Below are 26,842 nucleotides of genomic sequence, written 5' to 3'. Positions count from 1 at the left end.
ACGCCTCTCGCCCGGGCCGCATCAGGCGATGTGCTCGGCCTCCAGATCGGCCTCCATGCGCTGGCGGAACGCGGGCATCGCCTGCCGCAGCAGGGCCGCGCTCCGCGGATGCGTGATGCCGTGGACGTCCGCCAGGTGTATCGCCAGGACGTCCGCCTTCGGATAGTCCCCGTGCTCGTGGGCGTAGGTCACGAAGACCGGGTACGCCTGCTCGTAGAACGCCTGGACGTCGGCGGACGTGGTGTCGTCCGCCGGGTCGTCGCCGGGGCCGTACGGCTGCTCCGGCTCGTCCCGCTCCTCGGGGTCGCCGAGGATCCGGGTCCGACCGCCGGGGCCCGCCGGGATCAGGATCGGCTGCCCGGCTTCCGGCTGGGGGCCGGTGCCCGCGGGGCCGCCCTGCGGCCGGTCCGGCTCCTGGAACTGGTCCCGGCCCTGATTCCGGTACGGCTCCTGGTACGGCTGCTCCTGGTACGGCTCCTGGTACTCCGGGTCGTAGCCGCCCTCGTACCGCTCGTTCCGGACGCTCTGGCGGAACCACGGATTGTTCTCCGGGTCGTCCTCGGCCGCGGCGTACCGCTGATACTCCTGGAACCGCTGGTACTCCTCGTAACGCTGCCGCTCGTACTCCTGGTACTCGCGGTACGCGGCCTCGTCGGCGTCGGAAGCGGCGGCAACGGCGGCGGTCTCGGTGTGCTCCGCCGCCTGTGGTCCGGCCGTCGCGTCCGGGCCGTCCGCCGGGCGCTCGTGCGGCTCACCGGCGGCGACGGCCTCGGGGACGGGCTCCGGCTTCGCCTCCGGTTCCGGCTTCTTCTCCAGTGTCACGACCGGCTCGGCCGAAGCCGAAGCCGGGGCGGGGGCCGGGAGTCCGGGCTGCGGTGTCCCGGCCGTCACAGAAGCCACGGCCGATACTTGTGTCCCGGGCGCCCCGGGGGTGACCGGCGCGGGCGGCAGCAGTACGGGATCCACCCCGGCCGCCGCCAGCCCGGCGGGCGCGGTCTCCGCCAGCGGTACGCCGTACTTCGCCAGCCGCAGCGGCATCAACGACTCCACCGGGGCCTTGCGCCGCCAGCCGCGCCCGTACCGGGCCTGGAGCCGGGCCTGGTAGATCAGCCGCTCCTGCTCCAACTTGATGACCTGCTCGTACGATCTCAGCTCCCAGAGCTTCATCCGCCGCCACAGCTTGAACGTCGGCACCGGGGAGAGCAGCCAGCGGGTCAGCCGCACGCCCTCCATGTGCTTGTCGGCGGTGATGTCGGCGATCCGGCCGATCGCGTGCCGGGCCGCCTCGACCGTGACCACGAACAGCACCGGGATCACGGCATGCATCCCGACACCGAGCGGATCCGGCCAGGACGCGGCACCGTTGAAGGCGATGGTGGCGATCGTCAGCAGCCATGCCGTCTGCCGGAGCATCGGGAACGGGATGCGCATCCAGGTCAGCAGCAGATCGAGGGCGAGCAGCACACAGATGCCCGCGTCGATACCGATCGGGAAGACCATGGCGAAGTCGCCGAACCCCTTGCGTTCGGCCAGGTCGCGCACCGCGGCGTAGGAGCCGGCGAAGCCGATGCCGGCGATGACCACCGCACCCGCCACCACAATGCCGACGAGTATCCGGTGCGTGCGTGTCAGCTGCATCGCGGCCACCCGCGATCTCCTTCCCCGAACCCGACCTCCGACCGGGAATCCGGTCGGAACCTTCGGAACCTTTGGCCGGATCGGGGTCTGGACAAGTGTTCCCGTCCGGTCAGGGGCACAGCGTGGCACATGAACGCGGAGCCCGCGCCCCTCGGGGGGAGGCACGGGCTCCGGGGCGCGGGGTGACCGCGCGGTAGCTTGCGGGGCGTCAGCTCCCGGCCGTTGCGGGCTTCTTGCTCGCGTCCGGCGATCCGCCGCCCGACGGCTTGGTCGCGGCGCCCTTCTCATTGGCCTCGCCGATCGAGGCCACGGCCTCCTTCGCGGCCTTCACCGCGTCCTTGGTGACCTCCTCGACCGAGGGGGAGGCGGCGCCCGCCATGCCCGCGCCGTTGTACGTCAGGGTCACCACGACATTGTCGATCCGGGAGACGATCGTCGTATAGGCGAAGTCGGCGTCGACCTTGCGCAGGGTGTACGTCACGGACGTCGCCTCGTCACCGATACCGGTGGCCGCGGCCGACTTCACGTTCTTCGCGCCCTCCACGGCCTTGGCCTTGGTGACTTCCTTGCCGTAGTTCTCCCGGGCGCGCTGCTCGCCGCTGGCCTTCAGCGCCTCCTCGGAGTCGTACCGCAGCAGGGAGACGTCCAGCCAGCGGTACTGCGTGCCCTTCAGGCCCTTGTCGTCGCTGCCCTTCCAGTGGCAGTTGGCGCGGGCCTGGGCGTCGGAGGACTTTCCGGCCGTGCCGCCCTTGGGCGACGCGCCCGGCACCAGGTCGCGCACCGAGGACGAGCCGATCGCGGAGCAGGGGCTCGGCAGCTTGGCGTAGGTCGCGGGGGCGACGGTGTCCTCCGCCGGCTTCCCCGGGTCGGCGCCGCTGCCCTCGGAACCCCCGCCGCCCTCGGCGGAGGCCGACGCGGAACTCCCGGCCTTCTCCTTCTTCTTGTCGTCGTCACCGCCGCCGGAGTCCGACGAGCAGCCGGCGACGGCGAGCATCAGCGGGAGGGCCGCGCAGGCGAGTATGCGGGACAGTCGCGGGGCTGATCGGTGCATGGTTCCTTCAGTCGTTGGTCGTACGGTCGCGCCCCGGCTCCGGCCGGGCCCGGGTTCCTGCCACGCCACCGTACGCGGATCGAGCCGTGCCGTGGGCGGCCTGTGGAAGACCGGCGGCCCCGGCGGACCGGGGCGCGCCGGGCGTCACTCGCTGAACTTCCGCACCAGGTCACGGGCCACGCTCTGGGCCTTGTCCTGCAGTTCCTTGCCGTCGGGCGGCTCGGCGGCGACGCCGGACTGCTCCACGTACACGACCGTGACGATGACATTGGATGTGCGGAACACCACGCTCACGGTGCGCCGCTGGGCGTTGGCGCCGGTACCGCGCGGGCTGGTCACGTCGTTCAGGAACGCGGCGTCGCCGAGGTCGTCGAGGACCCGGGGGCCGAGCGGCTCCTCCTTGCCGGTCCCGTCGCCTTCCGACCCCTCCTCGGACCCGGAGCCCGTCGACGGGCCGGAGGAGGTGGAAGAGGAGGTGGAGGTGGACGCGGGCGGGCTCGCGGTCTGCGGGCCGGTGCCGGTGCTGGTGTCGGCCGGTGTGCCGACCGCCTGATTCGTACCGCTCGTACCGTTTGTGCCGCCGGTCTCGCCGCCCGTGCCGTTTGTGGCGTTTTCGCCGTTCTCGCCCGGCACCTTCAGCGGTACCCCGGCCGCCGTCTGCTTCCCCTCGAAGACCTTCTGCGCCTGGGCGTCGTCGCTGACCGCCGCGTCGTACGACACGACCCGCTCGAAGTCGAGACTGACGGCCCGCGAGGAGTCCGGGGTCTTCGCGTTCCAGGAGCAGCCGACCCGGCGGTCGGTGTCGTACGTCCCCAGGGGCTTGCCCCGGAGCGCCTTGGCCAGCGCCTCGTCCGAGAGCTCGACCAGCCCCGGCAGCAGATCCTTGAGGGTGGAGTCGCCGAGGGAGCCGCACGGCTCCAGGAGGGTGCGGTACTTCCCGGGCGCGGCCGGTACGACGGAGCCGCCGCCCGCCTTGGAGCTGACGGCGCCCGTGGTGGTCCCCTCACCCCCCGTGCAGGCGGTGGCGAGGGCGGCGAGCCCCACGGCGGCCGCGACCGTGCGGCCGAGTCTGCCGGAGATGCCGGAGGCATACGTCCTGCGTCGCACGGTCCCGGACCCCTTTCGAACTGATCGGGCTTCGTTCCCGGTGGTTTGCCGGGAAAAGCTGTTGCCGCCCGCAGGCGGCCGGTGGACACAATGTCTATCGCACACGAAGTCCGCCGGGCACACGGCCTTGGTGCCGATCCGCCGGACTTTCACCGACTTCTTCCGTCATCCACCGGGTTCCGCCGTATGCCGGCCCGGTCCCGCACGGGCGGGGGCGCCGGTTTCGCGTTTGACTGTTCTTGAGGATATTCCGGGGGACGGGGAAAAGGGGGAGACATATGTCGTACACGGAGATTCAGGGGGAGAAGGTTCCCATCCGCATGTGGGCGGATCCGGCGGGTGTCGAGGACGTCGCCATGGCGCAGCTGCGCAATGTCGCCACACTGCCCTGGATCAAGGGGCTCGCGGTGATGCCCGACGTCCACTTCGGCAAGGGTGCCACGGTGGGCTCGGTGATCGCGATGAAGGACGCGGTCTGCCCGGCGGCGGTCGGGGTCGACATCGGCTGCGGGATGACCGCGGTGAAGTCGTCGCTGACCGCGAACGACCTGCCCGGCGATCTCTCCGGGCTCCGCTCCCGGATCGAGGCGGCGATCCCGGTCGGCCGCGGGATGCACGGCGAGCCGGTCGACACCGGCCGGGTGTACGGATTCGGGAACACCGTCTCCCCGGCGGGCTGGGACGACTTCTGGGACCGGTTCGACCTGGTCGCCGACGAGGTGAAGTTCCGCCGTGAGCGGGCGCTCCAGCAGATGGGCACGCTCGGCTCGGGCAACCACTTCGTCGAGGTCTGCCTGGACGAGGACGGCGCGGTCTGGCTGATGCTGCACTCCGGCTCCCGCAACATCGGCAAGGAACTCGCCGACCATCACATCGGGATCGCCCGCGACCTGGCGCACAACCAGGGCCTGGTCGACCGCGACCTGGCGGTCTTCCTCGCCGAGACCCCGGAGATGTCGGCGTACCGGAACGATCTGTTCTGGGCGCAGGAGTACGCCAAGTACAACCGCGCGATCATGATGGGCCTGCTCCAGGAGGTCCTCCGGGGCCAGTTCCGCAAGGCCCGGGTCACCTTCGGCGAGGTCATCTCCTGCCACCACAACTATGTCGCGGAGGAGCGTTACGACGGGATGGACCTGCTGGTCACCCGTAAGGGCGCGATCCGCGCGGGCTCCGGCGACTACGGCATCATCCCCGGCTCCATGGGCACCGGCTCGTACATCGTCCGCGGTCTCGGCAATGAGAAGTCCTTCAACTCGGCCTCCCATGGCGCGGGCCGCCGGATGAGCCGCAACGCGGCGAAGAAGCGGTTCTCCACCCAGGATCTGGAGGAGCAGACCCGGGGTGTCGAGTGCCGTAAGGACAGCGGTGTGGTCGACGAGATCCCCAGCGCCTACAAGCCGATCGAACAGGTCATCCAGGCCCAGACGGACCTCGTCGAGGTGGTGGCGAAGCTGAAGCAGGTCGTCTGTGTGAAGGGCTGACACCCCCTCCCGGGCGGGACACGTGGGGGGCGGGGCGTGCACCAGGGCCCAGTAGCCGGCGAGCGGGGTGCCGCCCTTGTGATGTCCGGCACAATCGCGGCATGTCCGAAGCCGTGATTCGTGTTTCCGCGGAGCTCTACGACCGCTTGGTGGCCTTGGCCGAGTCCCGAGGGACGACCGTCACTGCGTTGCTGTCGGAGTTCGCCGCGTCGGCGTCGGCTGACACCGAGCGACGAAGGACTGCTGAGGCCGCGCGCGCCCACTTGGCCGAGTGCTTCGGGATCGAGGTCACCGACGAGGAAAGCGCGGCCATGGGCCGGAAGCTCCGGGAGGCGTTCGACAGGCAGCGGTGAGTTGTCGGGTGCGGGTCGCCACGATCGCGGCGGCTGCTGGGCGGACCGTTCCGGGTGGGGCGGTGGTTTCCGCGTGGGGCGGGGCCGGGGGCGCGGCCGGTGGGGTCAGGGTTCGCGGTGGATCTTGGTGTTGGACGCCTGGGCGCGGGGGCGGACCACCAAGAGGTCGATATTGACGTGGGAGGGGCGGGTGACCGCCCAGGTCACGGTGTCGGCGACGTCGTCGGCGGTCAGCGGGGCCGCGACGCCCGCGTAGACCCGGGCGGCCTTCTCCGTGTCGCCGCGGAAGCGGGTGGTGGCGAACTCGTCCGTACGCACCATGCCGGGGGCGATCTCGATTACCCGGACCGGGGTGCCGACGATCTCCAGCCGAAGCGTTTCGGCGAGTACGTGCTCCGCGTGCTTGGCCGCGACGTAGCCCGCGCCGCCCTCGTAGGTGCCGTGGCCCGCGGTGGAGGTCACCACGACGACCGTGCCGTCGCCGCTCGCCGTGAGGGCGGGCAGCAGCGCCTGGGTGACATGGAGGGTGCCGAGCACATTGACCTCGTACATCCACCGCCAGTCGGCCGGGTCACCGGCGGCGACCGGGTCCGCGCCGAGCGCGCCGCCCGCGTTGTTGACGAGGACGTCGCAGCGGTCGAGTCCGGCGGCGAAGGCGTCCACGGCCGCGCGGTCGGTGATGTCGAGGGGGTGGGCCGTCGCCCGGTGTCCGGCGGCGGTCAGTTCGGCGGCCAGTTCCGCGATCCGGTCCGCGCGGCGCGCGGTCAGTACGGTGTGGAAGCCCTCGGCGGCCAGCCGGCGCGCGGTCGCCGCCCCGATTCCCCCGCTGGCGCCGGTGACCACGGCGACGGGCGCGGCGGTGGGCGAGTCGGCGGTGGGGGAGACGGAGTCGAGGGTCGGCACGGTGGGGCTCCTCGGGCGGTCGGGTGCGGTCTGTACGGTCAGCGGGGTCGGGGTCGGGGTCGGGGTCGGGGCCGGAGCGGGTTCCGGGGGAGACGGGGAGCCGGGCGTCAGGCGCTGCCCCGGGGCGCGTACATGATCACGGCCATGCCCGCGAGACAGATCAGCGCGCCCGTCACGTCCCACCGGTCCGGGCGGTAGCCGTCGGCGACCATGCCCCAGACAATGGAGCCCGCGACGAAGATCCCGCCGTACGCGGCGAGGATCCGGCCGAACTCGGCGTCCGGCTGGAGCGTGGCGAAGAAGCCGTACAACCCGAGGGCGACCACCCCCGCGCCGATCCAGATCCAGCCCCGGTGCTCACGCACCCCCTGCCAGACCAGCCAGGCGCCGCCGATCTCGAAGAGGGCGGCGACGGCGAACAGCAGGACGGAACGGGCTACGAGCATGGGCACAGCGTGCCACGCGCCACCGGACGGGACGCGCGGGGGCCGGACGCGGGGGGTCCGGCCGGTCCGGTCGGGCCCGGGGCCCAGAAGCCGGTCCAAGCGGGGGCCGGGAGCCGGTCAGCGCCGGGCGCCGGGGGCGTCCGGGCCGAACTCCGCGACCGCCGCGTCCACGATCCCGACCAGCCGGGCGTGATGCGCGCCGCGCCAGTAGACCCGGGAGCAGACGGAGCACTGCGCGAAGACGTCGTACGTCTGCCGCGTCCCGTGCTCCAGCCGATCACCGACCGAGTCCTTGTCGGCGTCCAGCAGCGGGCCGTTGCAGGCCGTACAGCGGGTCCAGGGGGCCAGCTCGGGCGCGAACCGGCCGAGGACGTCGCGGACCTGATCGTCGGGCCGGTCGCTGTAGACGTACGCCCCCGCCCACAGCTCCCGCCGCCGCAGCAGCCCCCGGTCCCGGGAGAGCAGCACCCGGCGTTCCTTCGCGGAGAGCGCGGCCAGTGCCGGATCCCCGATGTCCTCGCTCTCGTACGCCGCGTCCACGCCCAGCAGCCGCAGCCGCCGGGCGAGCGTCCCCAGATGGACGTCGAGCAGAAACCGCAGGGGCGCGCCGGGCACCGGCTGCGGGCGCTCATGGCCCAGGACGTCGACCCGCTGGCCCTCCGCCGGAATGTGCGAGACGGCGACCGGGCGGCCGTCGACCACCAGCCGTCCGGCCTCCGTCAGCGGCACGCCCAGCGACTCGACGACATGTCCGAGGGTGGAGGTGCCGTCGGTCACCAGCTCCGTACGGCCGTCGCGGTACGCCGACGGGACGAAGAGCCGCAGCTCGGGGGCGACGCTGAGATGGATCCGGGGTCCGTTCACGGCGTCAGGATGTCACCAGGGGCCGGGCCGGGGCACCTGAGTTCCGCCCCGCGCGAGCCCACGCCCGGCGCCCGCACGGGCCCCTGCCCCCGCCCCTTGTTCCCCCGCCGCTACTCCCCGCCGCGCAGATCGATCCGCCACTCGTTCGAACGGATCGGATTCCCCGGCGGATACTCGATCCCGACCTCGCACCGCAGCTCGAACCCCGTCTTCCGGCAGACCGCGTTCGACGCGCCGTTCGTCACCTTCGGGTACGCGTACAGATAGCGGTGCCGCCCCGCCTCCCGGGCCGCCGCTATCACCTCCCGGATCGCCGCCGCCGCGATCCCCCGGCCCTGGAACGCCGCGAGGACCCCCCACCCCGCCTCGTACGCCTCCAACTCGTCCGAGACCGAAGTCTGCTCCCAGTAGCCGACGGACCCGACCCGCTCACCGGTCCCGGCGATCACGATCGCGTACATCCGGCTGCGCTCCGCGGGACCGGCGCTCACCGCCACATAGCGGCGGTGCCGGTCCAGCACCTTCTCCTCGGTCTCCGGGCCGCCCAGCTCGGTCATCAGCTCCGGCGCGTTGGCGGCCCGGAGCAGATCGAGATCGCCCTCCGACCACGGCACGAGCCGAATTCCCGTCCCGGCTCCGGTCTCCGTGTCCCTGATCTCCCCGGTCCCCTGTTCCGTCTCCATGGCAGGCAGGCTAGAACGAGGGTCTGACATCCGTCCGGTGGCCGTACCGTCCACGGCTCCGCGGATATCGCCCGTGGATGTCCACCGGCGTTATCCACAGGCCCCGACGCCCGTGCCGTTCGCCGTTTACGGTCAGCGCATGACCACGAGCATCAGTGCCCTGTTCCGCATCGCCACCGGACTCTTCTCGTCGTACGGGTCGCGCCCCGGGGCGCGGCGAGCGGAGACCCGCCCGGCGGGGGCGAGGCGACCCGCGCCCCCGCCTGCCCCGCCACCACCCCGCGCCTCACCCCCGCCGGTTCCCCTTCCGCAGGACCTCGATCACGCTGCCGTAGCTGTCCTGCCCGTGCCCGCTCGCCGCGGTCTCCGCCATCACCGTCCGCAGCAGCTTCGGCAGCCGGTCGTCCACGCCCCGGGCGGCCGACGCGTGCAGCCAGTGGTCCACCACCGCGAGTTGTACGTCGACGGTGGCGTCGTCGCCCGGATAGGCGCCCGCGTCCACCTGGCCCGCGTACCGCCGGACGAAGTCGTTGACCGTGCCCAGCCAGCGGATCGCGACCTCGGTGAAGTCCACGGCCGGGGTGCCCTCGGCGCCGACGGTCGCCGCGCCGTGCAGCCAGCCGGTCATGGTGGCCCACATCAGCCCGAGCAGGCTGACGTCGTAGAGGGCGGCGAGTCCGGGCTCCGTACCGAGGTACAGCGGGTCGCCGAGCGACTTCAGTACGGGCTCGTGCGCGTCGAACACGGCCCGGTCACCGCTGTACAGGAACATCACCTCCGATGTCCCCACCCCGGGCGGCGTCGTCATGATCGCCCCGCCCAGGTAGTCGACCCCGTGCTCCCCCGCCCAGGCCACGGCCTCGTTCGCCTGCTCGGGCGTCGCCGTCGTCAGATTGACCAGCGCGCGCCCCTTCAGCACGCCGAGCGCCGGGCCGCACGCCGGGCCGAGCGCCTCGAAGAGCGCCGGATGGTCCAGCACGACCGCGATCACCAGCTCACCGGCGGCCACCGCCTCCTCGACCGAACCGGCGAGCACCGCGCCCCGCTCGACGAGCGGCGCGGCCTTCTCCGGGGTGCGGTTCCACACCGTCGTCGGATGGCCCGCCGCGAGCAGCGCCCCGGCGATCGCCGACCCCATCTGGCCGAGGCCGAGTACGGTCACGGCGGGTCGCGCGGCCGGGTTCTCCCCACTACTGGCGGACATCTCGAATCCCCTTTCATATGGCCTATGAGCTGCGGTTTCGCAGTCAGTCGAGCAGCCGTGTCCCACTTTCGCGGGCCGCCGCGCCCGCCGACAGTGACCCGGGTGACGGCCGTCGCCGAATTCCTGCCAGCCGCCGCCGGAACTGACCTAGGCTCGAACGCATGAGCGCTGGTTCCGTCGCCGTCGTGGTCCCCGAGGTCTTCGGCGTACCGTCCTGGGATCTGTACGAACTGAGCATCCCGTGCACCGTCTTCGGCAAGCCGCAGCCGGATCTCGCCGATCCCTGGTACGAGCTGAGAATCTGCGGAACCGGTGAGTCCGCCGAATCCGCCGAGTCCGGTTCAGCCGACCCGGCTCTCGGGGGAGCGGGGGCCGCCGGTTTCCAGATCCGTACGGCCTACGGGCTCGACGGACTGATCGGCGCCGATACGGTCATCGTCCCCTCCGTCCCCGACGCCTGTGTCGACGGCGACCAGCCCGTGTCCCCGGCCCTGGTCGAGGCCCTGCGCTCGGCGCACGGGGCCGGGGCGCGGGTGGTCTCCCTCTGCAACGGCGCCTTCGCGCTCGCCGCCGCCGGACTGCTGGACGGCCGCCGGGCGACCTGCCACTGGATGCACACCGCCCGGCTGGCCGAGCTGCACCCCCGGGTGGAGGTCGACGACTCGGTGCTCTACGTGGACGACGGCGACGTCCTGACCAGCGCCGGGCTCGCGGCGGGACTGGACCTCTGCCTCCATCTCGTCCGCCGTGACCTGGGGGCCCGGATCGCCAACCAGCTCGCCCGCCGGATGGTGGTCCCGGCCCACCGCCCCGGCGGCCAGGCCCAGTTCATCGACCTCCCCCTGCCTCCGGAGGACGACGCGGGTCTCGCGCCGGTCCTCGACTGGGTCCGGGAGAACCTGGACCGGCCGCTGACCGTCGCCGAGCTGGCGCGCCGGGCGTCGATGAGCCAGCGGACCTTCTACCGGCGGCTCCAGGCGGCGACCGGCACCACCCCGCTGCAATGGCTGCTGGCCCAGCGGCTGGGCCGGGCCCGGGTGCTGCTGGAATCCACCGATCTGCCGGTGGAGAAGGTCGGCGAACTCAGCGGACTGGGGACGGCGAACAATCTCCGCCATCACTTCCTGCGCCATGTCGGGGTGACTCCGGGGGAGTACCGGCGGGCGTTTCCCCGGGCGGCCCGCCCCGCGTTCGCCCCGGTACCGGGCGGCTGACGGCGCCCTGATAGCCCTGTCGGCCCTGTCGGCCCGACGGCCACCCGGGGACCTGACGGCCGGGTTCACCCGCGCCCGGCCGTCGGGGCACCCGCGGTCGCCGACGCCCCGACCGGGCGCGCGCCGGCTCGTGCCGTACGGCCGCCAGGTGTTCCACGGGCCCCGGTCGTGTGCGGTCAGTCCGCGGAGCCGCCGGTCCAGTCGGGCAGCGGCGACGGCTTCTGGAGGAGCTTGTCCGTGTAGGTGCCGTCGGTCAGCGACAGGCGCAGGACCTCGCGGTCCGAGAAGACCCAGTACTCGCCCTTGCGGCCGGGAACGCTCAACGCGGCGTCGATACCGGAGCGGAACGCGTCGAAGGCGCCGATCGTCTCGGTCCACTCGGCCAGCGGGGTCGGGCCTTTGAGGACCTTTCCGCCGGGGCCGTCGCCGGTCAGTTCGATCCTGAGATAGCGGTCGCCCGCGAAGACCCAGAACTCGGCGGGCTCGTCCGGGGTCGGCATCACCGCGTCGATACCGTCGAGGAATCCGGGTTCGTTCCCGAAGGCACTCGCCCAGTCGGTGATCGGCCTCGGGCCCGTGACCAGTTCGTCCGAGTACCGCCCGTCGTCGGAGATCCGGATCCGGATGTACTGCCGGTCCGAGAAGACCCAGTGCTGGTCGCGGGAGCCGGGGACGCGGAACGACGCGTCGATGCCGGTCCGGAACCCCGGTAGCTTCCCGAGGGTGTTCTCCCAGCTCGCGAGGGACGACGACACCCCGGTCAGCGGCTCCCACGCGACCGGGCCCGAGGCGTCGGTCCGGACCCGGAGGTACTGGTTGCCGGAGAACAGCCAGTGGCTGGTCGGATCGTGCGGACCGGTACCGGCCGGGACCGGCATCACCGCCTGGACCGGGGCCGAGCCGCCGTCCCGGGGCGGCGGCGGGGGCGGTCCTCCGCCCGGCGGGGGCGGCGGTACGGGATGGTGCGCGGCGGTCTCCGACGGGCCGTCGCGGTTGCCGTCCCGGCCCAGCAGAAAGCCGACGACCGGGCCCGCGACACCGAGCACGGCCAGTACGGCGATCACCGTGAGCGGGAGGGCGGCCCGTCCCAACCGCTCCCGTCCCAACCGCTCCCGGCCCAACCGCTCCCGGCCCGACCACTCCTGGCGAGGCCGCTCCCGTCCCGGTCGTTCCCGGCGAGGCCCGTCCGCCGGTACCGGTGCCGGCACCGAGGCCGCCGCCCGGTCCGGGGCCCGCTTCCGTGCCAGGGCCCGGGCCCGCGCGACCGCCCGTACCGCGCCCGCGACCGGACCCCGGCGGGCGGCCGGGCCCGGCGCCGAGGGGCTGCCCGGCGGACCCGGCCGGTCCGCCGGATCCGGCAGCTCCGACGCGGCGGTGGGAAGCGCCCCGGCCAACGCCCGCAGCGCGTCGGTCGTTTCGTGGGCCGTCGGCCGGTCGGCCGGGTCCTTCGCCAGCAGGGCCGCCAGCAGCGGCGCCAGCGGACCGGCCCGTTCCGGGATATGGGGCCGCTCGTGCGCCACCGCGTGCAGTACGGCCGCCGCCTCGGGCCTGGCGAACGGCGAATGGCCGGTGAAGAGCGCGCAGAGCGTGCAGCCGAGGGCGAACAGATCGCTCGGCGGCCCCGCCTGGCCGCCGGTCAGCCGCTCCGGCGCGAGAAACGGCAGGGTGCCCATCAGCGCGCCGGACGCGGTGAGCGGCTCGGTGTCGGCCAGCTCGGCGATACCGAAGTCGCAGAGGACGACCCCGCCGTCGGCGCGGAGCAGCACATTGGCGGGTTTGACGTCCCGGTGCAGCACCCCGGCGGCGTGTCCGGCGTCGAGCCCGGCGACGAGCTGGAGCCCGATCGAGGCGACCCGGGACGGCGGCAAGGGGCCCGTGTCGAGCGAGTGCTCGGCCAGCGACGGCCCGTCGACCAACTCCATCACCAGCCACAACCGGTCGTCGTGGTGGACGAGGTCGTAGATGTCGATGACATGGGGGTGGGAGATCTGGGCGATCGCGCGCGCCTCGCGGGTGACTCTTCGCAGCCGGGTGTCGAGCCGTTCCCCGCCCATATGGAGGGGCACTTCCTTGACGGCCACCGTGCGTTTCAGTACGCGGTCGGTCGCGCGCCATACGGTTCCCATGCCGCCGCTGCCGAGGCGGGCGACCAGCAGATACCGGTCGGCGATCAGTGACTGTGCCCCGTCGTGGTTCACCCGTGCACGGTACTGCACGGTACGGCCGTGCCGGAGGGTTCCGGGTGAGGGCCCAGGGGCGCGGGTTACATGCCGTACGCCGCCGGTTCCGTACGCGCCGGTTCCGCGCGCCGTCGGTCCGGTACGCGCCGTCGAACCCGTACGCGCCACCGGTTTCGGTACGCGCCACCACTCACCCGAACGAGCGCCGTACGCGCCGCCCGCCACGGGTCGTCAGCGGATCAGAAGGCAGCGGAAAACAACGGCCGAAGAAGACAAAGGGGTCACACGAGCCGAACACGGCAGAAGTGGGACAGGGGGGGCGGAGGTGTCAGGGCCAGACCAGACAGTACGGCTGGTGTCCCGCCTCGTGCAGCCGGTGGCTGAAGTCCTGCCATTCGTGCAGCAGTTGATAGACGTTGAACGCGTCGCGCGGGCCGCCCCGGTCCGGGACCGTGGACCAGATGAAGGCCGCCGCGCCCACGGACTCCTCGCCGACGCCCCGCAGCGGGTCGACGACGGTCATCGGCAGCTTGACGACGGCGTAGTCGGGGTGGAGTACGACCAGCTCCAGCGGGGGGACCTTGTGGAGGGGCATGCCTTCTATACCCGTGAGCACCATCGCGGCTATCGTCTCGGGCTTGATCTTGGTGAAGAGGCCGCCCATGCCCAGTTCGTCCCCGCCCAGCTCCTCGGGGCGCATCGAGATCGGGACACGGGCCGCCGTCGCGCCGTCGGGGGCACCGAAGTACTTGTACGTGACCCCCACGCGGGCGCTCCTGCCTGACATGGCGCCCGCGTCGAAGGCGTTCGCACGTGCGTTCGTATCGGCGTGCGCGGCCGGGTCGGGGTGCCGCGCGTCACCCGCGCCACCGCGTCGGTGCCTGCCCCGTCCGGCGGGCTCGGGACCCAGGTCGCCGGTCCCCTCGCCCAGTCCGCCACCGCGATACATATCTCCACCCGACCACTCGCCGGCCCCGCCGTGCAACCCGATCATCGTGACAGTTGCCTCCCCCGCGGACGAACGGTGAAACACCTGTCCGCGAAGAACGGTGAGGGCCTCTGACACCATGGATTCCATGAGTCTTCCCTGTGTGGCCCCAGTTTCGCAGATGCGGGGCGGCTGACGCCGTTTCGTAATACGAGGAGTACACCCTCCGCGCTCATCCGTGGCCGAGATCAACCGTCCGACGGGCCCCCGGCCGCCCCCACCCTCGAATCGCAGATCAGGACAGAGTGGCCAAAGTGTCGTATCCATACGAAGCCCCAGTCTCCCAGGCGCTGTTCGACCGCGCCTCCGTCGTCACGCCCGGCGGTGTCAACTCCCCCGTGCGCGCCTTCCGGGCCGTGGGCGGTACGCCCCGGTTCATGGTGTCCGGGTCCGGCCCGTATCTGACCGACGCCGACGGGCGGGAGTACGTCGACCTCGTCTGCTCCTGGGGACCGATGATTCTCGGCCACTCGCACCCCGAGGTGCTGGCGGCGGTCCAGGCGGCCGTGGCGCGGGGTACGTCCTTCGGCACGCCGGGGGAGGGCGAGGTCGCGCTCGCCGAGGAGATCGTGGCCCGGATCGCCCCCGTCGAGCAGGTCCGGCTGGTCTCCTCCGGGACCGAGGCGACCATGTCCGCGATCCGGCTGGCCCGCGGTTTCACCGGCCGGGCCAAGGTGATCAAGTTCGCGGGCTGCTACCACGGGCACGTCGACGCGCTGCTGGCCGCCGCCGGGTCCGGGGTGGCCACCTTCGGGCTGCCCGACACCCCGGGCGTCACCGGCGCCCAGGCCGGGGAGACCGTGGTGCTGCCGTACAACGACCTCGAAGCCGTCCGGGCCGCCTTCGCCGCCCATCCCGGCGAGATCGCCTGTGTGATCACCGAGGCGTCCCCGGGCAATATGGGCGTCGTCCCGCCGCTGCCCGGCTTCAACCAGGGACTGAAGGACCTCTGCCGCGAGCACGGCGCGCTGTTCGTCTCGGACGAGGTCATGACCGGCTTCCGGACCAGCCGGGCGGGCTGGTACGGGGTCGAGGGCGTCAGCCCCGACCTGATGACCTTCGGCAAGGTCATGGGCGGCGGCTTCCCGGCCGCCGCGTTCGGCGGGCGGGCCGATGTGATGGGCCACCTGGCCCCCGCCGGACCCGTCTACCAGGCGGGCACCCTCTCCGGTAACCCCGTCGCCACCGCCGCCGGACTGGCCCAGCTCCGGCTGCTGGACGACGCCGCGTACGAGAAGGTCGACGCGGTCTCCGCCGAGATCCAGGGCCTGGTCGCCGACGCCCTCACGAAGGAGGGCGTGGCCCACCGGCTCCAGACCGCGAGCAATATGTTCTCCGTCTTCTTCACCCCGGACGAGGTGCGGAACTACGAGGACGCCAAGCGGCAGGAAGCCTTCCGCTTCAATGCCTTCTTCCACGCGATGCTCGCGGCCGGGGTCTACCTCCCGCCGTCCGCCTTCGAGTCCTGGTTCGTCTCCACCGCCCATGACGAGCGGGCCGTCGAGCGGATCGCCGCCGCGCTGCCCGCCGCCGCCCGCGCCGCCGCGGAGGCGACGGCATGAGCGCGCGCGACGACGACAAGGGTGTACGGGAGGCCGCGCCGAACCCCGGAGCGAGCGTGCCGGACCCCGGTACGGAGCCGGGCGCCGCCCTGGACGCGGCCCTGGACGCCGCCCCGGTCGCGGGCGGTGGTGCGGGACGCGGCGGTACGGAGCGGACCGTCGTCCACGTCCTGCGGCACGGCGAGGTCCACAACCCCGACGGCATCCTCTACGGCCGCCGCCCCGGCTACCACCTCTCCGACCTGGGCCGCCGCATGGCGGAGAAGGTCGCCGACTCCCTCGCCGGGCGCGACATCACCTATGTCGTCTCCTCCCCGCTGGAGCGCGCCCGGGAGACCGCCGAGCCGGTGGCCGAGAGCCACGGTCTGGCCGTCGACATCGACGACCGGCTGATCGAGGCCGGGAACGTCTTCGAGGGCAAGACCTTCGGCGTCGGCGACGGCGCCCTGCGCAAGCCCGGCAACTGGCGACACCTCACCAACCCCTTCCGGCCCTCCTGGGGCGAGCCCTATGTCGACCAGGTCATCCGGATGATGGGCGCCCTGGACACCGCCCGGGACGCGGCCCGGGGCCACGAGGCGGTCTGCGTCAGCCACCAGCTGCCGATCTGGATCCTCCGCAGCTATGTGGAGCACCGGCGGCTCTGGCACGACCCGCGCCGCCGCCAGTGCACCCTCGCGTCGCTGACCTCGTTCACCTACGAGGGCGACCGGATCGTCTCGGTCGCCTACACGGAACCGGCGCTGGATCTCGTCCCCGAGCATCTGCGGGCCGGGGCCAAGCCGGTGAAGGGCAAGTCGAAGGCGTTCGGCGCGTAGCCGCCGCGGGCGCCGGAGCGCCGCCTCCGCCTCCGCCTCCGCCTCCGGTGCCGGGACCGGAGGCCGTGTGCGGGCGGGCGCGGGCGTGGGTGCGGCGTGGTGCCGATGGCCGGGCGGTACGGCCCCGGACCCGTACGGGAGCCGGGGCGCGTACCCCCGTAGCCGTACCGCCGTACGCTCCCGGCCCACCGGCCCACCGGCCCACCGGCCCACCGGCCCACCGGCCCACCGGCCCACCGATACCGGTCGGCGACGGAATGCGCGTCGAATCGGTTCCCCGACCCGCCCCGTGTTCCCGACTATTTCCCGGGTTGTTTCCCGTCTGTCACATTCACCCCCGGAACCGGATACCGCACCACGGCGCATCCGCCGCCCCTCCCGCATAACCATCCCGAAACTCCCTGCATACTCAGAGAGTTATCGGGAACCCGCCCGCCGAGTCCCCCCTCTTATCGGATACACGGGGGACGAAAGCGGATGGGAAAGATCTTTATGTGTGACATCAGCCGTAGGGGACTCCTGGGGACGGGCGTTTCCGTCGCCGCGACGGCCGGACTCGCCGGTGCGCTCACCGGCTGCGGTACGGGCGGTTCCGGCGGCTCGGGCGGAAGTGTCGACAGCGCTCCGGGCGGCGGTGCCGGAGCCGGGGACCCCGGCCGTACGGAAAACGACCCCTCGGGGCGGCCCTCCCGCCCGATCGGGGACGGCTCCACCGCCGATACCGGACCCCAGCCGAACCAGCCGCCCGCCCCCACCGCGCTCCGCCCCGGCGAGGCGCCGCCCCAATTCGTGGTCTTCTCCTGGGACGGTGCCGGGGAGGTCGGCGACGGACTCTTCCCCCGCTTTCTCAAGATCGCGAAAGAGTACGACGCCACGATGACCTTCTTCCTCTCCGGCATATATCTGCTGCCGGAATCGAAGAAGAATCTCTACCGGCCGCCGAACAACCGGGTCGGCGCCTCCGACATCGGCTATCTCGAAGACGCCAACATCAAGAACACCCTGAAGTGGCTGCGGAGGGCCTGGCTCGACGGCCATGAGATAGGCACCCACTTCAACGGCCACTTCTGCGGCGAGGGATCGCGCTCCGTGGCCCGCTGGACCCCCGCCGACTGGGAGAACGAGATATCCCAGGCCGTGGGCTTCGTCACCAAGTGGCGCACCCACACCGGCTGGACCGATCTCGACCCGCTCCCCTTCGACTACACCAAGGAACTCGTCGGCGGCCGTACCCCCTGTCTGCTCGGCCAGGACCGGCTGCTGCCGACCGCGCGGAAACTGGGCTGGCGGTACGACGCCAGCTCGCCCGGCGGGCGGCAGACCTGGCCGGTCGAGCGCCAGGGCGTCTGGGATCTGCCGCTCCAGTCCCTGCCCTTCCCCGGCCGGGGTTTTGAAGTGCTTTCCATGGATTACAACTTCATGGTCAACCAGTCCGGCTACTCGTCCAACGGTGTCACCGGCAAACGCCCCGGCTGGCGCAAGCAGGCCACCGGCGCGTACCTGGAGGGCTTCCGGCGCGCCTACGAGGGCAACCGCGCGCCCCTCTTCATCGGCAACCACTTCGAACAGTGGAACGGCGGTATCTATATGGACGCCGTCGAGGACGCGATCAAGGGCATGGCCGGCAAGAAGGACGTCCGGCTGGTCTCCTTCCGGCAGTTCTGCGACTGGCTCGACGTCCAGGACGCCGGAGTCCTCGCGAAGCTCCGCACCCTCGATGTCGGACAGGCCCCCGCCGGCGGCTGGAACACTTTCCTTAAGGCCGTCTGACAAAGGGCGCCCGCCGTCCAATGGGGCGCTTCCGGGCACCGAGGGGGTGCCCGGAAGATCGCCGAATACGTCATGCGAAACTTTTCACATGAGCCACAGTCGTGCGCATCGCGCCGCCCTCACGGCCGCCCTGGCGGCGGCCGGGGCGCTCACCCTGTCCGCCTGCACGGACGGGGGCACGTCCGGTGGCGGCGGTCAGACGAACTTCGTCAGCAGCAACAGCGGAATTTCGACCGTCGCCAAGGGCGACCGCAAGCCCGTCGGGAAGATCGCGGGCAAGACCCTCGAAGGCGAAGCGCTCGACGTCGCCGACCTCAAGGGCAAGATCGTCGTCATCAACGTCTGGGGTTCCTGGTGCCCGCCCTGCCGGGCCGAGGCACCCGCCCTGGTGAAGGTCGCCGCCGACACCAAGGCGAAGGGCGTCGAATTCGTCGGCCTCAACGTCCGGGACCGAGACAAGGGCCCGGCGATCGAGTTCGAGAAGGACTACAAGGTCAGCTACCCCAGCATCTACGACCCCGCGGGCAAACTGATCATCAGCGGTTTTCCCAAGGGCACGCTGAATCCGCAGGCCATTCCCTCCACGGTCGTCCTCGACCGGGAAGGAAAGATCGCGGCGCGATTCCTCGGCGGACTCTCCGAGAAGCAGCTCCGATCGATGCTCGACCCCGTGATCGCGGAGAAGTGATCCGGTGATGTACGCGGAGTCGGCGACCCTGCTCGCCTCGACCGACCTCGACACCACCGTACGCAGCGGCACCCTGCTGCTCGCCGTACCGCTCGCGATCCTCGGCGGACTGGTCTCCTTCTTCTCCCCGTGCGTGCTGCCGCTGGTCCCCGGCTATCTGTCGTACGTCACCGGCACCGGCGGCACCGATCTGGCCGACGCCCGGCGCGGCCGGATGCTGACCGGCGCCACCCTCTTCGTCCTCGGCTTCTCCGCCGTCTTCGTCTCCGGCGGCGCGCTCTTCGGCTACTTCGGCTCGAACCTCCTGGAGCACCAGGAGACGCTGACCCGGATCCTCGGTGTGGTGATGGTGCTGATGGGCGCCTTCTACATGGGCGGCATGCCCTGGCTCAGCCGCCGCGAGTTCCGGTTCCACACCCGCCCGGCCACCGGCCTGGCGGGCGCGCCGATACTGGGCGCGCTCTTCGGCGTCGGCTGGACGCCCTGTATCGGCCCCACGCTCGCCGCCGCGATGTCGCTCGCCGCGGACCAGGGGAGCGCCGGGCGCGGTGCCGCACTGACCTTCGCCTACTGCGTCGGTCTCGGACTGCCCTTCATCCTCACCGCCGTCGCCTTCCGCAAGGCGCTCGGCGCGTTCGACTGGGTGAAGCGGAACTACGTCTGGGTCCTGCGGATCGGCGGCATCATGATGATCGCGACCGGAGTGCTCATGCTGACCGGCGTCTGGGACACCATGATGCAGCAGGTGCAGGTCTGGACGAGCGACTTCACGGTAGGGATCTGACCCCGATGAGCAACACCGAAACCGACACCCGGAACCGCGACGGCCGGGCGGCCGACGGCAACGGCGCCGACGACGAGGCGCGCCGGGAGGCGGCGGCCGGGGCCCAGCTCTCCACCGCCCCCCGCGAGGAGAGCCCCACCGCCGTCGGCGGCCCCACCCTCGGAGTGATCGGCTGGGCCCGCTGGTTCTGGCGCCAGCTCACCTCCATGCGGGTCGCCCTGCTCCTGCTCTTCCTGCTCTCCCTCGCGTCCATCCCGGGATCCCTGATCCCGCAACGGATGGTCGACGACCTGAAGGTGCGGACGTGGAAGGAGGAGAACGAGTTCTGGGCCCCGGTCTTCGAGAAGCTCCAGCTCTTCGACGTCTACAGCTCGATCTGGTTCTCCGCGATCTACATCCTGCTCTTCGTCTCCCTGATCGGCTGCATCCTCCCGCGTACCTGGCAGTTCGTCGGCCAGCTCCGCTCCCGGCCGCCGGGCGCCCCCGGCCGCCTCAACCGGATGCCCGCGTACACGACCTGGCGTACGGACGCCGAGCCCGAGCAGGTCCGCGAGGCCGCCCTCGCCCTGCTGGAGAAGCGCCGCTTCCGGGTCCATGTCGTCAAGAACGCCGTCGCCGCCGAGAAGGGCTATCTCCGCGAGGCCGGGAACCTGATCTTCCATGTGTCCCTGATCGTGATGCTGATCGCCTTCGCCGCCGGTCAGCTCTTCAAGTCCGAGGGCGGCAAGCTGATCGTCGAGGGCGACGGCTTCGCCAATACGCTCACCCAGTACGACGACTTCCGCTCGGGCGCCCTCTACGACATCGGCAAGCTCGACCCGTTCTGGTTCGACCTCAAGAGCTTCGACGCCACCTACGAGCGCAGCGGCCCGCAGAAGGGCACCGCCCGTACCTTCGAGGCGAAGGTCGTCGCCGGGAAGATCGGCGAAGAGGGCCGCGAGCACGTCATCGAGGTCAACAAGCCGCTCGACATCGACGGCACCAAGGTCCACCTCCTCTCCCACGGCTACGCGCCCGTGGTCACCGTCCGCGACGGCCGGGGCAAGATCGTCTACGACAAGGTCGCCGTACCGATGCTCCCGGTCGACGGCAACATCACCTCGTCCGGCGCGGTCAAGGTGATGGACGGCTACCGCGACAAGAACGGCAAGAAGGAGCAGCTCGCCTTCAAGGCGTGGTTCGTGCCGACGTTCGGCAGCGACGGCAAGCACGGCAGCGGTGACACCCCGATGGGTGGCCCGATGTTCTCCACGTACCCCGGACTCGACTTCCCGGTCCTGGCGCTCAACGCGTACCACGGCAGCCTCGGCGTCGACTCCGGTCTGCCGCAGAACGTGTACCAGCTCGACACCCGGAAGCTCACCCAGTTCAAGGACGACAAGGGCGAGATCTTCAAGGCCCTGCTGATGCCGGGCGAGACGATGACCCTCCCCAACGGCGCGGGCTCGATCACCTTCGAGACGGAGATCAAGGAGTGGGCCAGCTTCCAGATCTCCGAGGCGCCGGGCACCGGCTGGGCCCTCGTGGGCGGTATCGCCGCGATCGCCGGCCTGGCGGCGTCCCTCTTCATCCAGCGCCGCCGCGTCTGGGTCCGGGCGGTCACCGGCAAGGACGGCGTGACGGTGGTCGAGATGGCGGGCCTCGGCCGCAGCGAGTCGGCGAAGCTGCCGGAGGAGCTGGGCGAGCTGGTCGCACTGCTCCACGCGGAGGCACCGACGGCGTCGGAGCGGTCGGAGCCGGCGGAATCCCCGGAGCCGTCGGAGCGGTCGGAACCTTCGGAGCCGTCGGAATCGGCGGAATCCTCGTCGCCGTCGGAGGAGCCGCAGGTGACGGGGGACACGACGCCCGAAAAGACCCCCGGAAGCGCATCGCCCCGGAAGCCCGAGGAGAATGCCTCGGGTCCGACCTCCGTGGAACCCGACGACCCCCAAGATCCCGCAGTAACTGCCGAAGGGGCTGAGAAGTGAATCTCGCCGCCGCGACGAACGAGACCTTCGCCGAGTACAGCAATACGCTGATCTACTCCGCGATGGCCGTCTACACCCTGGCCTTCCTCGCGCATATCGCCGAGTGGATCTTCGGCAGCCGCAGCAAGGTGGGCCGTACGTCGGCGGCGCTGAACGCGAAACCCGCCACGGCGTCCGCGTCGGCCGGGGCGCCCGGCGTCACGGTCCGCGGCAAGGGCGGCGGTACGGCGGTCCTCGACAAGCCGAAGGTCGTCACCCGCTCGGCCACCGGCAGCCGCGACGTCCCCGACGGCCCCGGCGCGGCGGGCGGCACGGAGAAGGGCGACCTCTACGGCCGGATCGCGATCTCCCTCACGGTCCTCGCCTGGGCGCTCCAGGCGGCGGGCGTGGTCACCCGGGCGATCTCGGTGGCCCGCGTGCCGTGGGGCAATATGTACGAGTTCTCGATCACGCTCGGCGCGGTCGTCGTGGGCGCGTACCTCGCCCTCCTCGCGGCGAAGAAGAACGTCCGCTGGCTCGGCCTGCTGCTGACCGGCACGATCCTGGCCGACCTCGGCCTGGCCGTCAGCGTCTTCTACACCGAGAGCGACCAGCTCGTCCCGGCGCTGGACTCGTACTGGCTGGTCATCCACGTCTCCACGGCGATCTTCTGCGGCGCGGTCTTCTACATCGGCGCGGCGGGCTCGATCGTCTACCTCTTCCGCGACTCCCACGAGTCCAAGCTGGCCCGCGGTGAGAAGCCCAGCGCCTTCGCCTCCTCGGTCCTCGACCGCCTCCCGTCCGCCGCGACGCTCGACAAGTTCGCCTACCGCGTCAACGCGGCGGTCTTCCCCCTCTGGACCTTCACGATCATCGCGGGCGCGATCTGGGCGGAATCGGCCTGGGGCCGCTACTGGGGCTGGGACCCCAAGGAGGTCTGGTCCTTCATCACCTGGGTCGCCTACGCCTGCTACCTCCACGCCCGCGCCACCGCCGGCTGGAAGGGCCGCAAGGCGGCGATCCTCGGCCTGGTCGCGTTCGCCTGCTGGCTCTGGAACTACTACGGCGTCAACATTTTCGTCCAGGGTCTGCACTCGTACGCGTAGCCCTGCTCGGGCCTGTTCGCCGCTGGAGCCCGCCGCCCGCGACCTGTTCGCGGGAGGCGGGCTCCATGCTTTGCCCGTTGTGCCGGTGCCGTGTGAACCCCCGCGAGGGCGGGGCGGACGCGATGCCGAAGTCATTCTGCTCGTCGGTCAGCGGACCATCCCCGCACTGGCGGGGCGAAGGGCGCGGCAACGATGATGTGCGGCCCGTGGTAGGGACCATCCCCGCATGCGCGGGGCTGACGACGACCGAGCGACGAGTCAGGTGAACGCGGTCCTTGACGATCACAAGGGGGCGCTGTCAGCCCAGCCTGTGCCCGACCCATGCCTGCGCGGTCGCTTCCATGGCACGGAGCCATGCGTGTTCGGGAGACCGTTCCGCGCGACGGCGGAGCATCCTCAGGTTGGCTTCGGCGAAGGCGTCGATGCCACGGGGATCGGATTTCGACCAGCCAGGGCACTGGGACACCAGGTCTTCCGCCGCCCCCGCAGTGTGACCGGCGGAGATGAGCTGAAGCACCAAGGAAGCCGGGTCGATAAAGGCGGCACCACGTGTCGGCCAAGCCCAGTCCACTACCCAACTGCCCTCTACGCCGACCAAGAGGTTGTCCGGTGCCATGTCGCCGTGGATCAGGGTGTCGCCTTTGAAGAGCTGAGACTCCGCCTCGTCGCTCGCGAAGGCGTCCCAGCGCGTTTCATGCCAGTCCGCAGCCATGTCGGGCAGGGGAATCTCGCCGATTCGGACGAGGAGATCGAGTACGGCCGGGAGGTCCGGAGAACCCGGCCCGAAGCGGCTCGACCGGGCTTCCACTTGGTCGAATCCCAGGGCCAGCCACCGATCGTCCTCGGCGTGCCAGCGCAGGGGTGGTGAGACCGGTCGCACGATGTCGTTGATCAGCCGCTCACGGATGAGTGAATCCCTGCGCCCTCCCGCCCGGTTCCGGACCCCTTTGACGAAGAAGCGCCCCTTGGCGCCCTCGATCAACACCAGGACATCGGACATGAAACCCCGTTCGGCGGCGCGCATCTCCGTCAGTTTCCCGGTGAAGGGCTGGACGAGATCCAAGAAGCCGGAGTCGGGAAGGCGCTGGGTCATACGTCAACTTCCTCGGGGCTAGTTTCTCGGCGTGCAGGAAGAATTCGGGTGTCCGGGGCTGCACTCCTCGGGAACGGTCCCGGGGTTGCACTTGTTGCCCCCGTCGTCGTCGCCTCCTCCGCCGCCCTTGCGTACGGACTCGCGGATCAGGGCTTTGGTGCCGCGCATGACAGGGCCGTCGAGGATACCGCCCAAGCTGCTGTCGAGGATGTTCCCGACGCTGAGGGAGGGGGTGAAGACACACGGCGTCACATCGCCATCGGGCCCGACCGCCGCTCGGTCCGTACCGCATTTCCCGCACAACCCGGAGAGGTCCGGCGAACGGTCGCTGCCGCACGCGGCCCGTCCGAACGGGCGTATGCGGTCGATCTTGATTCGTTCCACGCCCAGGCCGACGAGTTCGGCCCGAGCCGCGTCGATGCGCTGATCGTCTTCACACTGGATGATCGAGACCACGGGCTTGATGCCGAACTTCAACGCCTTGACGATGTTGGCCCGGGTACGGGCGTGGCTCGGTCGCCGGGTGATTCTGTCGTGCTCGCCCGCCTGGTCCGAGTAGTACGAGGTAGCCAAAGTGCTGGCCCTGTGCTGGAAGATCTGCCACCACTCGTCCGTGACGGATACCAGGTTGGTGAAGACCTCCAGATCCAAGCCGACACTCAGGATGTGCCGGGCCAGGGCGAGGGCGTCGGGATGCAGCGTCGGTTCACCGCCGATGAGCTGGACGCGGGCTATACCGCGTTCCGCCGCGTTGTCGACGACCACGATCCAGTCGTCCCGCCTCATCGCCCCATGGGTTCCGTCCGGCCCCGATGCGTTGTAGCAGTGGCCGCAGCTGAGCTGGCACTTCCGAGTCAGATCGAGCCAGAGCAGTCCCTCGACCGGTGTGGTACGTAAGACCTCCACTGCTTGCGCGGTCATCCGATGTCACCTCTCGCTGGTAGCGGAGCTGTGGTTGCCCGGGATCTCCAAGGTCTCTCGCACGGCAGTTGTCCCCGGAGGTTCCCCCCGGGCAGGGCCTCCCTCGCCGGCAGCTGCCACGGCAGGGCTCCTCGGGCAGCTTGCGCCGACCATAGGGAGCACGTGTGCGCCCATGCCAGCAATGTTCATGGATGTTCACAGATCCACTCGGTGGTGGTAAGCGAGCACCGAACCTCTTGACCGCCTCTCACCCAGCCCAGAAGGTGGCGCACATCCATGCACGCAAGGGTGAGATGGAGGTTGCTATGCCCCTCGTCTTCGTCGGGGTCGACTCCGAGTCGAAAACGGGCCAGAGCCCAACGGTCTGGCGCTACAGCGAGACCGGTGACCTGCTGGTGCAGTCGTACACAGCCACTGCCGAGGAGATCCGCGAGTGCCGACAGGCGGGCTTCGGCCCCGGGCACTCCACCGAGGTCCCTCCGCACGAGACAATCATCCGGATCCCCGCCCGGATGATTCCCATCCTCAAGGAGGCATGCGATGCGCCCGTCGGTCCCCACCTGGGATGAATTGCTCGGCTCCGCCCGCGAGTCCGCCGTGCACCTGGAGATGCGCGACGTCTACGCCGTAGCCGACGAACAGGAGCACTTCGCCGCGTGGCAGGCCGGGCACCGGACTGATTGGGACGACCGGGAGTCCTGGTGGGGGCCCTGGCACACCCTGATCTCCGGCCTGGTCGCACGGGGTGTACTCGTACGCCGGGTCCGGATCGTGTCCGAACCCGTCTCCGAGTACATCCGGTACGAGCACGACGAGACCACGGCCAATGTGGTCTCTGGCGAGCAGGTGAAGTGGCTGCCTCGACGGCAGGCATCCGATCTCGCGCTCCCCGGGAACGACTTCTGGCTCATCGACGGCAGGACGATCCGCTGGAATCACTTCAGCGGCGACGGTGCGCCCGGGCACGGCGAGATCAGCGACGACCCGGCGGTCGCGAAGCTCTGCGCCGACGCCTTCGAGTCCGTGTGGAGCCGGGCCGTACCTCACGAGCAGTACGAGATCCGGTAGAGCGACAGGCCATGTTCGACTCTCCCTCCTCGGCCGCGCAGGCCGCGCGCCGGACGATCGCCCGGCGGCTTCGCGACCTGCGGGCCGAGGCAGGGCTCACCGGCGGACAGCTCGCGCGTATCTGCGGCTGGACCCATCCGAAGACCTCCCGGATCGAGAACGCGAAGACGCCGCCCAGCCCCGATGACATCCGCCGCTGGTGCGATGCCTGCGGGGTCCCCGAGCAGGCAGCCGACCTCGTAGCCCGGTCCCGTGCCGCCGAGTCCCTGTACTCCGAGTGGAAGCGTCAACTCGCGGTCGGGCTCCGCCAGCTCCAGACCAGTTATGTTCCCCTCTTCAAGGCCACACAGGTCTTCCGTATCTACTCCAGCGACGTCGTCCCCGGCCTTCTCCAGACAGAGGGATACGCCCGAGCCCTGCTGGCCGGCATCAGCGCCTTCCACGAACTGCCCGACGACATCGACGCGGCGGTGGCCGCTCGCCTGGAGCGCTCCCGGATCCTGCACGAGTCACCCAAGCGGGCAAGCCTGCTGGTGGAGGAATCCGTTCTCCGTCATCAGATCGGCGACGCGGATGCCATGGCGGCCCAACTCGGCTATTTGCTCGCAGCGGGTGCGCTCCCGAATGTCTCCCTCGGGGTGGTTCCCCATGCCCGGCGGAACCGGCCGATTTCGCCGATGGAGACCTTCCACATCTACGACGACACCCTGGTCAGTGTCGAGTTGCTGTCCGCTCAGGTCACAGTCGTCCAGCCGTCCGAGATCGCCCTGTATCTGCGCGCCTTCGAGGAGCTGCGGTCGATGGCCGTCTACGGAGCGGAGGCACGGGCGCTGATCGTCCGTGCGATCAACGCCCTCGCCTAGGCCGTGTCTTCAAAATCCCGCCTGGCCCGCGACGCCCGGCACGCACATTCGCCGCGTTGTCGGGATTTCCCAAGTACGTCCAGTACGAGGGAACCCCTCCGCCTTGCG

25 protein-coding genes are annotated in these 26,842 nt (G+C 70.9%); 13 read left to right on the top strand and 12 right to left on the bottom strand.

The features are described from left to right. Positions 1 to 21 precede the first annotated feature (21 nt). From AB0G74_RS26225 to AB0G74_RS26215, 3 genes are all read right to left on the bottom strand, one after another. Positions 22 to 1,647, bottom strand: coding sequence for a DUF2637 domain-containing protein (locus AB0G74_RS26225; RefSeq protein WP_361150722.1), 1,626 nt, complete (start codon positions 1,645 to 1,647; stop codon positions 22 to 24). Positions 1,648 to 1,846: 199 nt separating this feature from the next. Then, positions 1,847 to 2,689 (bottom strand): DUF3558 domain-containing protein, encoded by an 843-nt coding sequence (locus tag AB0G74_RS26220; RefSeq protein ID WP_361150719.1) that lies wholly within the window; start codon positions 2,687 to 2,689, stop codon positions 1,847 to 1,849. A gap of 144 nt (positions 2,690 to 2,833) precedes the next feature. Then, the gene (locus tag AB0G74_RS26215; RefSeq protein ID WP_361150717.1) at positions 2,834 to 3,796 is read right to left on the bottom strand and encodes a DUF3558 domain-containing protein; all 963 of its coding nucleotides are present in this window, start codon (positions 3,794 to 3,796) and stop codon (positions 2,834 to 2,836) included. Between the two features lie 278 nt (positions 3,797 to 4,074). On the opposite strand from AB0G74_RS26215, the gene AB0G74_RS26210 reads away from it, so the two are divergent. Further along, on the top strand, positions 4,075 to 5,280 hold the full coding sequence (locus AB0G74_RS26210; protein ID WP_361150714.1) for an RtcB family protein: 1,206 nt from the start codon (positions 4,075 to 4,077) through the stop codon (positions 5,278 to 5,280). Positions 5,281 to 5,381: 101 nt separating this feature from the next. Further along, complete coding sequence (locus AB0G74_RS26205; RefSeq protein WP_361150711.1) at positions 5,382 to 5,633, top strand: hypothetical protein; 252 nt, start codon at positions 5,382 to 5,384, stop codon at positions 5,631 to 5,633. A gap of 105 nt (positions 5,634 to 5,738) precedes the next feature. Here the strand turns inward: AB0G74_RS26205 and AB0G74_RS26200 are convergent, their stop codons facing one another. The 5 genes from AB0G74_RS26200 to AB0G74_RS26180 all read right to left on the bottom strand — a co-directional run bounded on the left by AB0G74_RS26200 (position 5,739) and on the right by AB0G74_RS26180 (position 9,733). Further along, the gene (locus tag AB0G74_RS26200) at positions 5,739 to 6,536 is read right to left on the bottom strand and encodes an SDR family oxidoreductase (RefSeq protein ID WP_361150708.1); all 798 of its coding nucleotides are present in this window, start codon (positions 6,534 to 6,536) and stop codon (positions 5,739 to 5,741) included. 107 nt (positions 6,537 to 6,643) lie between these two features. Further along, positions 6,644 to 6,982 carry a YnfA family protein gene (locus AB0G74_RS26195; protein WP_361150705.1) on the bottom strand — a complete coding sequence of 113 codons (339 nt, stop codon included), beginning with the start codon at positions 6,980 to 6,982 and terminating at the stop codon, positions 6,644 to 6,646. Between the two features lie 117 nt (positions 6,983 to 7,099). Continuing rightward, positions 7,100 to 7,846 carry a Mut7-C RNAse domain-containing protein gene (locus AB0G74_RS26190; RefSeq protein ID WP_361150703.1) on the bottom strand — a complete coding sequence of 249 codons (747 nt, stop codon included), beginning with the start codon at positions 7,844 to 7,846 and terminating at the stop codon, positions 7,100 to 7,102. 110 nt (positions 7,847 to 7,956) lie between these two features. Further along, positions 7,957 to 8,529: a GNAT family N-acetyltransferase gene (locus AB0G74_RS26185; RefSeq protein ID WP_361150700.1), complete on the bottom strand. Its 573-nt coding sequence runs from the start codon at positions 8,527 to 8,529 to the stop codon at positions 7,957 to 7,959. 286 nt (positions 8,530 to 8,815) lie between these two features. After that, positions 8,816 to 9,733 (bottom strand): NAD(P)-binding domain-containing protein, encoded by a 918-nt coding sequence (locus AB0G74_RS26180; protein ID WP_361150697.1) that lies wholly within the window; start codon positions 9,731 to 9,733, stop codon positions 8,816 to 8,818. Between the two features lie 161 nt (positions 9,734 to 9,894). Here AB0G74_RS26180 and AB0G74_RS26175 point away from each other — a divergent pair, with 161 nt between their 5' ends. Beyond that, a complete protein-coding gene (locus AB0G74_RS26175) occupies positions 9,895 to 10,947 on the top strand; it encodes a helix-turn-helix domain-containing protein (RefSeq protein ID WP_361150694.1) in 1,053 nt (350 codons plus the stop codon). A gap of 176 nt (positions 10,948 to 11,123) precedes the next feature. Here AB0G74_RS26175 and AB0G74_RS26170 read toward each other — a convergent pair whose 3' ends face one another. Both AB0G74_RS26170 and AB0G74_RS26165 read right to left on the bottom strand, forming a co-directional pair. Beyond that, positions 11,124 to 13,145: a protein kinase gene (locus AB0G74_RS26170; RefSeq protein WP_361150692.1), complete on the bottom strand. Its 2,022-nt coding sequence runs from the start codon at positions 13,143 to 13,145 to the stop codon at positions 11,124 to 11,126. 310 nt (positions 13,146 to 13,455) lie between these two features. Continuing rightward, positions 13,456 to 14,076: a hypothetical protein gene (locus tag AB0G74_RS26165; RefSeq protein WP_358824439.1), complete on the bottom strand. Its 621-nt coding sequence runs from the start codon at positions 14,074 to 14,076 to the stop codon at positions 13,456 to 13,458. A 284-nt stretch (positions 14,077 to 14,360) separates the two neighbouring features. Here AB0G74_RS26165 and hemL point away from each other — a divergent pair, with 284 nt between their 5' ends. From hemL to ccsB, 7 genes are all read left to right on the top strand, one after another. Continuing rightward, positions 14,361 to 15,677: a glutamate-1-semialdehyde 2,1-aminomutase gene (gene hemL, locus AB0G74_RS26160; protein WP_361150690.1), complete on the top strand. Its 1,317-nt coding sequence runs from the start codon at positions 14,361 to 14,363 to the stop codon at positions 15,675 to 15,677. Further along, positions 15,674 to 16,495: a histidine phosphatase family protein gene (locus tag AB0G74_RS26155; protein WP_361150687.1), complete on the top strand. Its 822-nt coding sequence runs from the start codon at positions 15,674 to 15,676 to the stop codon at positions 16,493 to 16,495. The genes hemL and AB0G74_RS26155 overlap by 4 nt, the downstream gene beginning before the upstream one ends. Positions 16,496 to 16,987: 492 nt before the next feature. Beyond that, a complete protein-coding gene (locus AB0G74_RS26150; protein WP_361150810.1) occupies positions 16,988 to 18,265 on the top strand; it encodes a hypothetical protein in 1,278 nt (425 codons plus the stop codon). Between the two features lie 88 nt (positions 18,266 to 18,353). Then, entirely contained in the window at positions 18,354 to 18,953 is a 600-nt protein-coding gene (locus tag AB0G74_RS26145) for a TlpA disulfide reductase family protein (protein ID WP_361150685.1), read from the top strand. Between the two features lie 7 nt (positions 18,954 to 18,960). Beyond that, complete coding sequence (locus tag AB0G74_RS26140) at positions 18,961 to 19,737, top strand: cytochrome c biogenesis CcdA family protein (protein ID WP_361150807.1); 777 nt, start codon at positions 18,961 to 18,963, stop codon at positions 19,735 to 19,737. A gap of 5 nt (positions 19,738 to 19,742) precedes the next feature. Further along, positions 19,743 to 21,704: a cytochrome c biogenesis protein ResB gene (locus AB0G74_RS26135; RefSeq protein WP_361150683.1), complete on the top strand. Its 1,962-nt coding sequence runs from the start codon at positions 19,743 to 19,745 to the stop codon at positions 21,702 to 21,704. Continuing rightward, a complete protein-coding gene (ccsB, locus tag AB0G74_RS26130; protein WP_361150681.1) occupies positions 21,701 to 22,789 on the top strand; it encodes a c-type cytochrome biogenesis protein CcsB in 1,089 nt (362 codons plus the stop codon). The genes AB0G74_RS26135 and ccsB overlap by 4 nt, the downstream gene beginning before the upstream one ends. A gap of 298 nt (positions 22,790 to 23,087) precedes the next feature. Here ccsB and AB0G74_RS26125 read toward each other — a convergent pair whose 3' ends face one another. After that, positions 23,088 to 23,882 (bottom strand): protein kinase, encoded by a 795-nt coding sequence (locus AB0G74_RS26125; RefSeq protein ID WP_361150678.1) that lies wholly within the window; start codon positions 23,880 to 23,882, stop codon positions 23,088 to 23,090. Positions 23,883 to 23,900: 18 nt separating this feature from the next. Then, complete coding sequence (locus AB0G74_RS26120) at positions 23,901 to 24,803, bottom strand: radical SAM protein (RefSeq protein WP_361150675.1); 903 nt, start codon at positions 24,801 to 24,803, stop codon at positions 23,901 to 23,903. Between the two features lie 305 nt (positions 24,804 to 25,108). Here AB0G74_RS26120 and AB0G74_RS26115 point away from each other — a divergent pair, with 305 nt between their 5' ends. The 3 genes from AB0G74_RS26115 to AB0G74_RS26105 are packed head-to-tail and all read left to right on the top strand — an operon-like array spanning position 25,109 to position 26,734. Next, entirely contained in the window at positions 25,109 to 25,372 is a 264-nt protein-coding gene (locus AB0G74_RS26115; protein WP_361150673.1) for a hypothetical protein, read from the top strand. Next, positions 25,344 to 25,871, top strand: a complete 528-nt coding sequence (locus tag AB0G74_RS26110; protein ID WP_361150671.1) for a DUF6879 family protein — start codon at positions 25,344 to 25,346, stop codon at positions 25,869 to 25,871. The genes AB0G74_RS26115 and AB0G74_RS26110 overlap by 29 nt, the downstream gene beginning before the upstream one ends. Before the next feature lie 11 nt (positions 25,872 to 25,882). Further along, positions 25,883 to 26,734, top strand: coding sequence for a helix-turn-helix transcriptional regulator (locus AB0G74_RS26105; protein ID WP_361150669.1), 852 nt, complete (start codon positions 25,883 to 25,885; stop codon positions 26,732 to 26,734). The last annotated feature ends 108 nt before the right edge of the window (positions 26,735 to 26,842 follow it).

This window comes from Streptomyces sp. NPDC020875, from assembly GCF_040641415.1.
GTDB lineage: Bacteria > Actinomycetota > Actinomycetes > Streptomycetales > Streptomycetaceae > Streptomyces.
The sequence above is the reverse complement of the archived record's forward strand: the minus strand, read 5'-3'. Positions and strand labels throughout refer to the sequence as shown.

Bases quoted from the DNA above. Each gene is read 5' to 3' on its own strand.
- AB0G74_RS26220 (WP_361150719.1), bottom strand. From the start codon at position 2,689: ATGCACCGATCAGCCCCGCGACTGTCCCGCATACTCGCCTGCGCGGCC.
- AB0G74_RS26210 (WP_361150714.1), top strand. From the start codon at position 4,075: ATGTCGTACACGGAGATTCAGGGGGAGAAGGTTCCCATCCGCATGTGG.
- AB0G74_RS26205 (WP_361150711.1), top strand. From the start codon at position 5,382: ATGTCCGAAGCCGTGATTCGTGTTTCCGCGGAGCTCTACGACCGCTTG.
- AB0G74_RS26195 (WP_361150705.1), bottom strand. From the start codon at position 6,982: ATGCTCGTAGCCCGTTCCGTCCTGCTGTTCGCCGTCGCCGCCCTCTTC.
- AB0G74_RS26185 (WP_361150700.1), bottom strand. From the start codon at position 8,529: ATGGAGACGGAACAGGGGACCGGGGAGATCAGGGACACGGAGACCGGA.
- AB0G74_RS26180 (WP_361150697.1), bottom strand. From the start codon at position 9,733: ATGTCCGCCAGTAGTGGGGAGAACCCGGCCGCGCGACCCGCCGTGACC.
- AB0G74_RS26175 (WP_361150694.1), top strand. From the start codon at position 9,895: ATGAGCGCTGGTTCCGTCGCCGTCGTGGTCCCCGAGGTCTTCGGCGTA.
- AB0G74_RS26165 (WP_358824439.1), bottom strand. From the start codon at position 14,076: ATGTATCGCGGTGGCGGACTGGGCGAGGGGACCGGCGACCTGGGTCCC.
- AB0G74_RS26155 (WP_361150687.1), top strand. From the start codon at position 15,674: ATGAGCGCGCGCGACGACGACAAGGGTGTACGGGAGGCCGCGCCGAAC.
- AB0G74_RS26150 (WP_361150810.1), top strand. From the start codon at position 16,988: ATGTGTGACATCAGCCGTAGGGGACTCCTGGGGACGGGCGTTTCCGTC.
- AB0G74_RS26145 (WP_361150685.1), top strand. From the start codon at position 18,354: ATGAGCCACAGTCGTGCGCATCGCGCCGCCCTCACGGCCGCCCTGGCG.
- AB0G74_RS26140 (WP_361150807.1), top strand. From the start codon at position 18,961: ATGTACGCGGAGTCGGCGACCCTGCTCGCCTCGACCGACCTCGACACC.
- AB0G74_RS26135 (WP_361150683.1), top strand. From the start codon at position 19,743: ATGAGCAACACCGAAACCGACACCCGGAACCGCGACGGCCGGGCGGCC.
- AB0G74_RS26125 (WP_361150678.1), bottom strand. From the start codon at position 23,882: ATGACCCAGCGCCTTCCCGACTCCGGCTTCTTGGATCTCGTCCAGCCC.
- AB0G74_RS26120 (WP_361150675.1), bottom strand. From the start codon at position 24,803: ATGACCGCGCAAGCAGTGGAGGTCTTACGTACCACACCGGTCGAGGGA.
- AB0G74_RS26115 (WP_361150673.1), top strand. From the start codon at position 25,109: ATGCCCCTCGTCTTCGTCGGGGTCGACTCCGAGTCGAAAACGGGCCAG.
- AB0G74_RS26110 (WP_361150671.1), top strand. From the start codon at position 25,344: ATGCGCCCGTCGGTCCCCACCTGGGATGAATTGCTCGGCTCCGCCCGC.
- AB0G74_RS26105 (WP_361150669.1), top strand. From the start codon at position 25,883: ATGTTCGACTCTCCCTCCTCGGCCGCGCAGGCCGCGCGCCGGACGATC.